The organism is Ursidibacter maritimus, assembly GCF_009761395.1.
Classification (GTDB): Bacteria; Pseudomonadota; Gammaproteobacteria; order Enterobacterales; family Pasteurellaceae; genus Ursidibacter; species Ursidibacter maritimus.
Genome location: NZ_LEKN01000036.1, coordinates 12,856 through 25,587 on the forward strand (window position 1 = coordinate 12,856; position 12,732 = coordinate 25,587).

Below are 12,732 nucleotides of genomic sequence, written 5' to 3' on the forward strand. Positions count from 1 at the left end.
TTGGTTTAAATATAGGGTATATTTAAGGCGGCTAATACTACTGCTTTTTATAAAAAAAGAAAGGTTTTTTTGAGCAACTTTAATAGATATTACAAATAATAGCCATTATAAATGCAAACGATTGCCTGTCATTGAATAAAACAGTAAGGCGTAAGGTTAGGTAGTTCGGAACCGACATCTCATACACTACCCACTACCCCAAAGAACGATATTTTTCTTAGGGCTAATCTAAGCCCCAAATATTAGTAGCAACGACTTTGTCCACACGCCATAGAAGAGCGGATCTTCTACATAATCATCATTTCACTAACCCACCGCTTGCTTGTAAATCTGCGTGGTAAGAAGAACGCACAAAAGGACCACAGGCCGCGTGTTCAAACCCCATTTTTTCTGCTCTTTCTCGGAACATATCAAATTCTGTTGGGTGAACATAACGAGCCACAGGTAAATGGTGACGACTTGGCTGTAAATACTGACCTAGTGTAAGCATTGTGACCCCATGTGAGCGTAAGTCTTGCATTACTTCTAGAATTTCTTCATTCGTTTCGCCTAAGCCAACCATAATACCTGATTTAGTTGGGATATCAGGGAATACCGCTTTAAATTCTTTGAGTAACTTAAGCGACCATTCATAATCTGCCCCTGGACGAATTTCACGGTATAGACGTGGCACATTCTCAAGGTTATGGTTGAATACATCAGGTGGATTTTCCTTCAGGATTTCAATCGCTTGCTCAATACGCCCACGAAAATCAGGCACAAGAATTTCAATTTTAATCCCTGGGTTAATTGCGCGAATCTCACGCACACAAGCGGCAAAATGGCCTGCTCCACGATCGGGTAAATCATCGCGATCGACCGATGTGATTACCACATATTTCAAACGCATATCTTGAATAGTTTCAGCCAATTTGCGTGGCTCATCTTGATCTAGTGGCAACGGTTTGCCATGCGCAACATCGCAGAATGGGCAACGACGTGTACAAATTGCACCCATAATCATAAAAGTGGCTGTACCATGGTTAAAACATTCGTGTAAATTTGGGCAAGATGCTTCTTCACAAACTGAATGTAAACCATGACGACGCATTCCATTTTTGATACTTTCAATTTTTGCCGAATTTGCAGGCAACTTAATTTTCATCCACTCTGGCTTTTTGAGTAGCTCTTGGTCTGGATCGATATTTTTTACGGGAATAATGGACGTTTTAGCAGCATCTCTATATTTTACGCCACGTTCCATTTTAAAGGGTGTACCCATCGACAATTCCTATTTGTTAATAACTTGTTGAGTATTATACCCGAGAATCTCACGAAAGTAATTGACCAATTTTGCGGAAACCTTCTCACAATTGGCTTCATCTTCAGTAACAAAATCGGCAAGCTGGCACATTTCTAACCCTGCATAGCCACAGGGATTAATTTGACGGAAAGGGGTTAAATCCATCTTAATGTTTAATGCTAACCCATGAAATGAGCAACCTTTACGAATACGTAACCCAAGTGAGCAAATCTTTCGCCCATCAATATATACCCCCGGAGCATCAGGCTTTGGATAAGCATCAATATGATAATCTGCTAAGGTTTTAACTACCGATTGCTCTAATGCTGATACTAAGTCCCGCACGCTTAAATCATTACCATTGGCTTTGTGTCGTTTAATATCAATCAACACATACATAATTTGCTGACCGATACCGTGGTAAGTGATTTGCCCACCACGATCCGATTGCACCACAGGAATATGACTTTGATTAAGCAAATGCTCAGGTTTACCTGCTGAGCCTTGTGTAAAAACAGAAGGGTGTTGAACTAACCAAATTTCGTCAGGCGTTTCTTCACTGCGATTATCGGTAAACTGCTGCATCTTTTGCCAAGTTTCTTGGTAATCTTGAGTACCAAGCTGACGAATAATAAGAGTTGGTGTCGTTACCATTGTGTATTGCTCTGTAATGATGATGAAAGTAAGCGGTAACTTTCTACAAATTTTTTACTAAAACTCACCGCTTGTGAAGATTATAATACCATTCTCACCCCTTCAATTTTGGCAAGATCAGTATAAAGTGTTTCAACCTGTTCAATATTCTCTGCTTGAATGGTAATTGAAACGGAATGATAAGTGCCTTTAGCACTCTCTTTAAGCATTGGGTTGTAATCTCCTTTTACGACTTTTTGCACTTCGCTAACTACATCATCAACTAATCCATCGCGTTTTGCCCCTACGACCTTGAAGGTAAATGAGCAAGGGAATTCAAGTAAGTCTTTTAGTTTTGCTTGTGGTAAGTCAGATAAATTTACAGTTTTATTTTCTGTCATTTTTTGTTCCTTTTGAAATATACAAGCAGTGGGATTTTGCAATTCTTTTACAAGATCTCACCGCTTGCGAGCTAAGATTGGGATAATTTCTAAAATTACAAGGGAATGATTCGCTAGGAATTAGTTAAATAACCCCTTGATTGTTAATACCACCCAGTCCCAGGCTTTGCCAATAAATCCAGCTTCAGCAACATCTTGCATTACTTGCAAATCAATTGAGGCAATATCTTTATCATTTAACTGATAGACTACTTTACCAACTATTTGACCTTTCGCTAATGGTGCTTCAAGCGTTTTCTTCTCTAACACATAACGAGCCTTTAATTCGCCTGTTTTACCTTTTGGCACAGTGATATAGCTGTCTTGTAACGTACCGAGCTGAATTTTATTTAAATCACCATAATATACGCTCTGTTCTGAAACAGTTTGACCAGCGGCTAATGGTTTAACCGTTTCAAAACTAGCAAAGCCCCATTGTAAGAGCTTTTTGCTTTCAATTTCACGCCCTTTAATACTCTCTACACCCATTACGACTGAAATTAAACGAGTATTGCTGTTGTAAGCAGAGGCCACGAGATTATAGCCAGCTTTGTCTGTATGTCCTGTTTTCATTCCATCAACATTCATTGTCTTATCCCACAACAATCCGTTACGGTTTGGTTGTTTGATTTTGTTGAAGGTAAATTCTTTTTCAGCATAAATTTTATATTCTTCAGGAAGATCACGAATTAGGTGAGTACCAATAATCGCCATATCACGAGCCGATGAATATTGATTCGGGTCATCTAAGCCGTGAACGGTTGCAAAATGAGTGTTTTTCAATCCAAATTGCTGTACATATTTATTCATTGTGTCAATAAAGGCTTGTTGTGAACCTGATAAATGCTCAGCAATTGCCACACAAGCATCATTGCCTGATACCACAATAATACCGCGATTTAAATCATCAACAGAAACCTGCTGATTTAAATTTAAGAACATTTTTGAAGAACCAGGGAATTTTTGTCCCCAGGAACTTTCGGTAATGGTAACTAAATCATTATTTTTAATTTTACCTGTTCTAAGAGCATCACCTACGACATAGCTTGTCATCATTTTAGTCAAACTTGCTGGATATTGACGTTGATCTGGGTTCAAACTTGCTAATACTGCACCTGAGTTATAATCCATCAAAATATAAGTTTGAGCATTGATTTGTGGGGATGAAATACCGTAATCAACATCAGAATTAGCATAAGCGATACTAGAAAGTGCAAGCGCACATAAACTGACTGATTTTAGAAATTTATTTTTTAACATGGTTTGCTTCCGTTCTTGAATAATGACTGTTTAAATTACTTTGCCTTAATGGCTAAGGTGCTACCCTCACCTTTAACTTTCAAAGGTAGCCCTTCTTTCTTCGCTAATTGTAACAGAGCTTGGGCGCCTTTACCTGAAATATAACCTTGTCTATCAACTTGCAAAGCTTCAATACGCACCTTGGCAACACCCGAGTGTATCATTCCAATTTCGCGAGCAGCTCCCATTGAAAGGTCAATTACTCTGCTATGGCTAAATGGACCACGATCATTTATGCGTACAATCACTTTACGTCCGTTACGCAAATTAGTGACTAACGCATAAGAGCCTAGTGCTAAGGTTTTGTGAGCTGCGGTAAAGCCATTTTTATTATAAATCTCACCGCTTGCGGTTTTTCTACCATGGAACTTTCCTGCGTAATAGCTAGCCGTACCGACTTGCCCATATTGGCGAGAATTCTCTTTATTGATAGTGGTGTGGTTTTTTCCTTTTTCACGATAAGTGAGCCTTTTATTGCTCACTTTCACATAGTTTAAACTTGCCCCTTTTACGCCATAACGTTTTTTAGTTTCATTTTTGGCGTTTTTTACACTAGATTTGGCACGCTTTGTTGGCGATTTCACTGACTTCTTTTTTGCTTTCGCTTTCAGAGTCTTTGATTTACTCTTTTTTATGTCATGAGTGACTAACGTAGTCTTCTCTTTTTTTATTGCCTTAGTTTTTTCTTTCTTTGGTGCTGAAAAACCGTAAGAAGAAACAAAAAACAATATAATTGTTAGACATAATTTACTGATTTTGCTTAAACGCATAATTTCTCCCTTGCTTTCCCAAACCGCAAGAAAACAAATATATTTAAATAATTAACGTATGTTATAAGGGTTATTATCTTTACGTTCACGGTGTACATAAACCGACATCATGAGCCCAAATGCAGCCATGAGTGTAACGTAAGATGTTCCGCCATAACTAAATAGTGGTAATGGGACGCCCACAACAGGCAAAATTCCACTTACCATTCCAATGTTTACAAAAACGTAAACGAAAAAAAGTAATGCAGTACCGCCAGACAAAATTCGCCCAAATGCAGAACTCGATTTAGCACCGATCATTAGCCCTCTTGCAATAATAAAGAGATAAATCGCCAATAAAATCAGTACGCCGATCATGCCGTGCTCTTCACTTAGCACCGCAAAAATAAAATCGGTGTGCGGTTCAGGCAAAAACTCAAGTTGAGATTGTGTCCCTGCCATCCAACCTTTTCCTTCCAATCCGCCAGATCCGATAGCAATCTTAGATTGAATAATATGGTAGCCCGCACCTAAAGGGTCTTTCTCTGGGTCAATTAACGTCATTACCCTTGTTTTCTGGTAGTCATGCATTAAGTAGAACCACATAATCGGGATAAACCCAGCAAGAAAGACAACACCAGCGCCAATGAGTTTCCAACTTAACCCTGCAAGAAATAAAACAAACACGCCTGCGGCACAGACGAGAATAGACGTTCCCAAATCTGGTTGAAGGGCGACTAAAACCGTCGGCACAATAATTAACCCTAATGCAACAAACGTATCTTTAAAATTGGGTGGTAGTGAGCGATTGCCCAAGTAAGTTGCGACCATTAAAGGCACCGATAATTTAGCAATTTCGGAAGGTTGAAAACGGACAAAACCTAAATTTAACCAACGTTGTGCACCTTTACTCGTTTCGCCTGCAACATCAACTAAAATAAGTAAAACAATACATACAGCATACAAGTAAGGGGATACTCGCTCATAAAAACGCGGGGGAAAGAGTGCCATAACAATCATTAACCCCATTCCAAGAGATACTTGAACAACGCGATTAAAAAACATTTTCTCACTACCGCCACTCGCACTATACAGAACCAATAAGCCATAACCCGTAATAGCGAATAAACCAATCAGTAGAAAAATATCAAACGCTAATAATTTTTTGAAAGTACGTAAGAATTTATTCATTGTTTATTTCGTCCAGGTTAAGCGGTGAGTTTTGCTCATTTTTTTGCAATTCCGCATTTGCTGTGTTTGAACGCAGTAGCATATAGTCCATAATTTTTCGTGCTATTGGTGCTGCTGTACTACCACCGCCACCTGCATTCTCTAAAATAATCGAAACCACCATTTTCGGATTATCATAAGGTGCATAACCAATAAACCACGCGTGATCGTGATATTTTTTGGCGATTGCATTTTTATCGTAATCCTTACCTTTTAAACTTTTAACCTGTGCAGTTCCCGTTTTTCCTGCCGCTCGATAGGGCACACCAGCAAATGCTTTACGTCCCGTACCGTTACTTGCGTGTAACACGTTATACATACCCAATTTCGCAATTTGCCAAAAACGTGGCGGAACATCTTTAATATCATCGTATAAAAGTGGATCTTGGTAAGGCATATTTTCTATTGACATTACTTCCATCATTAAATGGGGCGTATTCACTTTACCATTATTGATTAAGACCGCTGTTGCTTTAGCAAGTTGCAATGGGGTAGAAATCCAATAGCCTTGACCAATTCCAGCATTGATGGTATCTGCGGCTAGCCAAGGCTGTTTTTTATAGCGTTTCTGTTTCCACTCTCGACTTGGCATAATGCCCGTGGACTCTTCCGCCAAATCAATCCCAGTTTTTACCCCAAAACCAAAGCGTTTCATCCAATCTGACATTTTATCAATTCCCATATCATAGGCGAGCTGATAAAAGTAAGTATCCGATGATTCTACGATGGCTTTATTTATATCTGTTCTACCATGCCCACTTCGCTTCCAGTCACGAAAACGTTGCGTTGTGCCTGGTAAAATCCAATAACCTGGGTCAAATACCGTACTTCCTGATGTAATTTTATTCTCAGTGAGTCCTGCCACTGCCATAAATGGTTTGATTGTTGATGCTGGTGGATAAGTCCCTTGTGTTGCTCGGCTATAAAGAGGGCGAGCTTCATCATCCAGTAACTGTTTATAATCTTTGCCTGAAATCCCATCGACAAACAAATTATTATCATAACTTGGGTTTGTTACCATCGCTAAGATGCTACTGTCTTTCGGATCAAGTACTACAATCGCGCCTTTCTCATTACCGATTAATGATGAAATATATTGTTGTAATTCCACATCGAGCGTAAGGCGAATGCTACCGCCAGCTACTGCGGGTTGATCACGCAATTTACGGATGACTTTGCCACGATTATTGATTTCTACTTCTTCGAAACCTGTTTGCCCGTGTAGCTGTTCTTCATAAAACTTTTCAATCCCTAATTTACCAATATCGTGAGAGCCTGCATAGTTACCGAATTTCCCTTCATCTTGTAAACGTTGCTTGTCTTTATCGTTGATTTTGGCGACATACCCTAAAATATGTGTAAGTACGTCACCATAAGGGTAAGTACGTTTAAAATAAGGTTGCACATCCAAGCTTGGAAAACGGTATTGATTTACTGAGAAACGGGCAATTTGATCTTCCGTTAAATTAGGCTTCAGCAGTATTGGAGTATAGCGGGAAGATCTTGCTCGCTCCTTACGAAAATTCTCAATATCCTCATCAGTTAAGCCAACAAGCGATTTGAGTTCTAGAAGGGTTTCATCCAAATTATTCACTTTCTCTGGCACAATATATAGTCCAAAGAAGGTTAAATTTTCTGCTAGAACTTTACCGTTTCGGTCATAAATCAACCCACGCACAGGCGGAATAGGCAATAATTTAATGCGATTCCCATTTGAACGAGTTTGGTAAGTGTCGTAATCACGCACTTGCAAATGATATAAATTAGTGAGTAAAACACCCGTTAAACCCAACACCCCTAAAAATGCGATCAAAGCACGACGGACAAACAGATTTTTCTCTGCTTGCCCGTTACGGATTTTCTCTCGCTGTTTTGGTGAGCTGAATTTACTTAATTTACCAAACATCTATTATTCTCGTACTACTCACGATGGTAAGGGTGGTTTGCCGTTAATGACCACGCTCGGTATAAACTCTCTGCAACAACAATTCTTACCAATGGGTGTGGTAAGGTTAAAGGCGAAAGCGACCAACTCTGTTCAGCTGCGGCCTTACATTCAGGTGAAAGCCCTTCAGGCCCACCAATCAATAAGCAGACATCACGCCCATCGTTTTTCCACGCTTCAAATTGTTGTGCGAGTTGCTCTGTCGTCCAAGGTTTTCCTGGGATATCAAGTGTTACCACCCTATTTTTCCCAGCTGCAGCTAACATTGCCTTGCCTTCTTGCTCTAGGATACGTTTTATATCCGCATTTTTTCCCCGCTTACCTGCAGGAATTTCAATCAACTCAAAAGGGAAATCTTTTGGGAAACGGCGTTGATATTCTTCAAAGCCTTTTGTCACCCAATCAGGCATTTTTGTTCCGACTGCAATTAATTGGATTTTCATTATGCCCAGAGTTTTTCTAATTGATACATTTCGCGGCTTTCACGTTGCAAAATATGAACAATCGCTTGACCGAAATCGATCACAATCCAATCCGCCACCGCTTTGCCTTCATGAGCAAATACATCTAAGCCTGCTTTTTTACTTTCAGAAATTAAGTTATCTACTGTTGATGCCACATGACGACTTGATGTACCAGTGCATAAAATCATGGTGTCAGTAATTGATGATTTTCCTTTCACATCAATGGCTTGAATATCTTCTGCTTTTAAGCCTTCTAGAGTATGAGTGAGGAAATTAACGAGATTTTGTTCCATATATAATTTATTCAGATAATAAAAAGGGGCGGATTATAGCATAAAAAATAGCTAGGTTAGTCTATCAATAAAACAAAGCGGTGCGATTTGCAAAAATTTTAACAAATCGCACCGCTTGTATTCAATTAAGAGAAGCCTAAGCTTTGGCTAATGCGGCTTTTTCTTCAGGAGTTAAGTATTCAATGCGTACATTTAAGCTAGCAAGAATAATCGCAATGATTGGGATCATATAATTCATTACCGCATAAGGTGCATATTCAAAGGCACTCACTTGTAACATTGAGAACGCATAAACACCACAAGTATTCCAAGGGACTAATACAGAGGTTACTGTACCGCCATCTTCTAATGCACGAGAAAGGTTTTTTGAACTCAAGCCTTTATCTTGGTACGCTTTCACATACATACGGCCTGGCAGTAGGATAGAGATGTACTGCTCAGAAGTCGTCACGTTGGTGACGATTGCCGAAATAATCGTGGAGATAATGACACTTGATGCTTTTTTCGCAAAATTCAAAATGGTTTCCACCACTGAACGCAACATTCCAGTCTGTTCTGCAATACCGCCGAAGGTCATTGCCACAATAGTTAATGAGATAGTGTACATCATTGACTCAATACCGCCACGATTGAATAACGTGTCGATCATCTCGTGTCCACTTTCAATTTTAAAGCCATCGTGCAAGGTTTTAACTGCAACGCCAACTTCGCCACCTTGAATAAAGATATGACATAACCAACCGAGTAAAATCCCTGCGGCAAGTGCTGGTAAGGCTGGTACTTTTTTCGCAACTAATACCACAACCATCAACGGCACTAATAATAGCCAAGGCGAAATCACAAAATGTTTTTCCATCGCTTGCATTACGTCGGTGATTTTTGCTAAATCCAAGTTTTCTGCACTAAACTGAAAACCTAGATAGAAATAAACTGCTAATGCAATTAAGAACGCAGGTACAGTGGTTACAAACATATGGCGGATATGATCAAAGAGTGGCGTATTTGTGATCCCTGCAGCAAGGTTAGTGGTATCAGAAAGCGGTGACATTTTATCGCCAAAATACGCTCCTGAAATCACCGCACCTGCCACCATTGGAGCAGGAATACCAATACTTAAACCAATACCCATTGCTGCTACACCAATCGTTCCCATTGTGGACCAAGAACTTCCGATAGCTAAAGTGACAATCGCACAGATGATACAGATGGTAAATAAAAACAGCGAAGGTGAGATGAGTTTTAAACCGTAGTAGATCATTGTCGCAACAATACCACCACCGAGCCAAGCCCCAATGGTTAAGCCGATCATAATAATGATCACTATCGCAGGCAGTGCCATTTTGATACCACGATAGATTCCTTTTTCAATAGTATCCCAACGATAACCAAACGCCATCGCAATAATACTTGCAGTAACGGCGCCTATTAAGAGTGGAATGTGTGGTGAGGCTTCAAATTTGATAATCGCCACCGCCATTACCGACACCATTACTAATACAGGTAAAAAAGCATAAAAGAATGGGATACGAATATTTTGTTCTTCTGTTGTGTTTGCCATATTTCCTCCTTGGGAAGCGGTCAGATTTTTAATTTTTTTGCAAAGGCAATTCTTATTTTAATACTTCACGAATACGTTCTAACGCCCAGTCTAAATCCGCTTTCTCAATGACTAACGGTGGAGCAAAACGAATGACCGTATCGTGAGTTTCTTTACATAATAAGCCTTTTTCTTTCAATGCTTCGCAATATGGACGAGCAGCTTCGGTTAACTCTAAACCGATGAACAGACCACGCCCACGGACTTCCTTGATTTTTGGATGCTGAATTTTTTTCAATTCACTCAAGAAGTATTCCCCGAGTTCACGAGAACGCTCAGACAAGTTCTCTTCAATCAAAGCATCAAGAGCAGCAAGAGATACTGCACAAGCTAATGGGTTTCCACCAAAAGTTGAACCGTGCGAACCAGGGTTGAATACGCCTAAAATTTCTTTATCAGCTAACACACAAGAAATTGGGAATACACCACCGCCTAGTGCTTTACCTAAAATATACATATCTGGCTCAAAACCTTCCCATTCGCAGGCGAATAATTTCCCTGTTCTTCCTAAACCAGCTTGAATTTCATCGGCAATAAACAGCACATTGTTTTCTTTACATAATTCGTACGCTTGTTTTAAGAAACCTTGTGGTGGAATTAAAATACCGGCTTCACCTTGAATCGGCTCAACTAAAAACGCTGCTGTATTTGGTGTGATAGCGTTTTTCAATGCTTCTAAATCCCCATAAGGCACCAATTTAATTCCGCCTAATAATGGACCAAAACCACGTTGGTAATCAGCATCAGAAGAGAGTGAAACCGCTGCCATTGTTCTACCGTGGAAGTTACCTACACAAGCGATAATTTCCGCACGATCTTTTGCAATACCTTTTACATCGTAGCCCCAGCGGCGTGCAGTTTTAATTGCTGTTTCTACCGCTTCAGCTCCTGTATTCATTGGTAAAGCCATTGATTTTTTTCCTAGCTTACAGATTTTTTCATACCAAGGCCCAAGCTGATCGTTATAAAAAGCACGAGAAGTTAAAGTGACTCGTTCTGCTTGATCTTTTAATGCTTTAACAATTTTAGGGTGACAGTGCCCTTGATTTACCGCAGAGTAGGCACTTAACATATCTAAATAACGTTTCCCTTCAGGGTCTTCGACCCAAATGCCTTCCGCTTTGCTAATTACGATAGGTAGTGGTAAATAGTTGCGAGCACCATATTCTTCAGTTTGATGAATAATTTGTTGAGATGAAACAGTCATTTTTTCTCCTAATTTTGTTAAATAAATGTTATATATTAGTCTAACAATATTTAAACGAAAAAGGGAACAATTTTTATCTGTTTTATGATCTGCTTCTCATTTTTTGATAGGAGCAAAGGTTATTTTAAGGGAAAATGGGCGCCACTAGATATTCGCCCACATACCGTAAGGCGAAAAAACACTAATGTAAATAAACCATTCGAGTTTTGAGTTTTTATTTGCTGTTCTCTGTCTGGTGATGCTTTTTAACGGAAGGTTTCAATCATCTTTTCTACCACAAAAGAAGTGCTATTTTCCCCCAACTTTTTGATAATCAAAAAAACACTCATTTGGTTATTCAAGATCAGTAAGGAGGAAGAATGTCTGATTTTCCTTGTTAAGTTAAACAAATTATATCTGGTTTTCCTATGAACATTTCTTAGTTATTACACTTAGATTGTAAATTCAAGATATAAATTTTTCAATTTAGATTAAGTTTGCAGAAAATCAGCCATATCTTACCGCTTATAGCGATTATTTACCTTGATTGTCGAGATAAATCCACTCGGCTACTTGTTTGGCAAAGTAAGTTAATATGCCATCTGCTCCAGCTCGTTTAAAGCAGAGTAATGATTCCATAATGCATTCTTTTTCTTTCAACCAACCATTTTGAATCGCTGCCATATGCATCGCATATTCACCGGAAACTTGGTAAGCAAAAGTAGGTACACCAAAGGTGGTTTTTACACGATAAACGAGATCTAAATATGGCATTCCTGGTTTAATCATTACCATATCTGCACCTTCTTGAATATCCAGTGCAACTTCGTGTAAGCCCTCATTGCTGTTTGCTGGGTCAAGTTGATAGGTCTTTTTATTACCACCTTTTAAATTACTGGCTGAACCAACTGCATCACGGAATGGGCCGTAATAATTAGACGCATATTTGGCAGAATATGCCATAATTTGTGTGTGAATAAAGCCATTTTGTTCAAGTGCTTGTCGAATAGCACCGATGCGTCCATCCATCATATCACTTGGCGCAACAATATCTGCTCCTGCTTGAGCGTGTGAAAGTGCTTGTTTGATAAGAATTTCAGTCGTAATATCGTTTACCACATAACCTTCTTCGTCAATGATACCGTCTTGTCCGTGAGTGGTAAAAGGGTCTAGTGCAACATCTGTAATTACACCAAGCTGTTCACCAAAAGCTTGTTTTAACGCTCGTACAGCTCGCTGAGCTAAGCCATTTGGATTATAGGCTTCTTCTGCCATTAGTGATTTCTTATCTTGCTCAACTACTGGGAATAAGGCAATCGCCGGCACGCCATATTTGACAAGTAATTCTGCATCAATCAGTAATTGATCTAAAGTTAAACGTTCTACACCAGGCATTGATGGTACGGCAACACGTTGATTTTCGCCTTCAATAATAAAGACAGGATAAATTAAGTCATTTGCAGTGAGTTGATTTTCTGCGACTAAACGGCGACTAAAATCGTGTTTGCGTAAACGTCTCATTCGTTGTGCAGGAAATTTCACATTAAGATATTGAGTCATTGTTATTCCTATTTGTAAATTTTTCAAAAAATCGACCCGCTTATAAGCGGGTCT

General features: G+C 39.3%; 12 protein-coding genes. All 12 read right to left on the minus strand.

What is annotated here, in order from left to right; genetic code table 11:
* Window positions 1-298 precede the first annotated feature (298 nt).
* The gene (gene lipA / locus A1D26_RS07940) at window positions 299-1,261 is read right to left on the minus strand and encodes a lipoyl synthase (protein ID WP_157403514.1); all 963 of its coding nucleotides are present in this window, start codon (window positions 1,259-1,261) and stop codon (window positions 299-301) included.
* A gap of 9 nt (window positions 1,262-1,270) precedes the next feature.
* Window positions 1,271-1,936, minus strand: coding sequence for a lipoyl(octanoyl) transferase LipB (gene lipB / locus A1D26_RS07945; protein WP_157403515.1), 666 nt, complete (start codon window positions 1,934-1,936; stop codon window positions 1,271-1,273).
* Between the two features lie 80 nt (window positions 1,937-2,016).
* Complete coding sequence (ybeD, locus tag A1D26_RS07950; protein ID WP_157403516.1) at window positions 2,017-2,316, minus strand: DUF493 family protein YbeD; 300 nt, start codon at window positions 2,314-2,316, stop codon at window positions 2,017-2,019.
* Between the two features lie 120 nt (window positions 2,317-2,436).
* The gene (locus A1D26_RS07955) at window positions 2,437-3,615 is read right to left on the minus strand and encodes a serine hydrolase (protein WP_157403517.1); all 1,179 of its coding nucleotides are present in this window, start codon (window positions 3,613-3,615) and stop codon (window positions 2,437-2,439) included.
* Window positions 3,616-3,650: 35 nt separating this feature from the next.
* Window positions 3,651-4,238 (minus strand): septal ring lytic transglycosylase RlpA family protein, encoded by a 588-nt coding sequence (locus A1D26_RS07960; RefSeq protein WP_232516820.1) that lies wholly within the window; start codon window positions 4,236-4,238, stop codon window positions 3,651-3,653.
* Between the two features lie 237 nt (window positions 4,239-4,475).
* On the minus strand, window positions 4,476-5,594 hold the full coding sequence (rodA, locus tag A1D26_RS07965) for a rod shape-determining protein RodA (RefSeq protein WP_157403519.1): 1,119 nt from the start codon (window positions 5,592-5,594) through the stop codon (window positions 4,476-4,478).
* A complete protein-coding gene (gene mrdA / locus A1D26_RS07970) occupies window positions 5,587-7,539 on the minus strand; it encodes a penicillin-binding protein 2 (protein WP_157403520.1) in 1,953 nt (650 codons plus the stop codon). Before mrdA ends, rodA begins: the two co-directional genes overlap by 8 nt.
* A 14-nt stretch (window positions 7,540-7,553) precedes the next feature.
* Window positions 7,554-8,021 carry a 23S rRNA (pseudouridine(1915)-N(3))-methyltransferase RlmH gene (rlmH, locus tag A1D26_RS07975; protein ID WP_157403521.1) on the minus strand — a complete coding sequence of 156 codons (468 nt, stop codon included), beginning with the start codon at window positions 8,019-8,021 and terminating at the stop codon, window positions 7,554-7,556.
* A complete protein-coding gene (gene rsfS / locus A1D26_RS07980) occupies window positions 8,021-8,335 on the minus strand; it encodes a ribosome silencing factor (protein WP_157403522.1) in 315 nt (104 codons plus the stop codon). Before rsfS ends, rlmH begins: the two co-directional genes overlap by 1 nt.
* 136 nt (window positions 8,336-8,471) lie before the next feature.
* Window positions 8,472-9,893 (minus strand): Na+/H+ antiporter NhaC, encoded by a 1,422-nt coding sequence (nhaC, locus tag A1D26_RS07985; protein ID WP_157403523.1) that lies wholly within the window; start codon window positions 9,891-9,893, stop codon window positions 8,472-8,474.
* A gap of 52 nt (window positions 9,894-9,945) precedes the next feature.
* Window positions 9,946-11,139 (minus strand): ornithine--oxo-acid transaminase, encoded by a 1,194-nt coding sequence (locus A1D26_RS07990; protein WP_157403524.1) that lies wholly within the window; start codon window positions 11,137-11,139, stop codon window positions 9,946-9,948.
* Between the two features lie 513 nt (window positions 11,140-11,652).
* Entirely contained in the window at window positions 11,653-12,678 is a 1,026-nt protein-coding gene (gene hemB / locus A1D26_RS07995) for a porphobilinogen synthase (RefSeq protein ID WP_157403525.1), read from the minus strand.
* Between the last annotated feature and the right edge of the window lie 54 nt (window positions 12,679-12,732).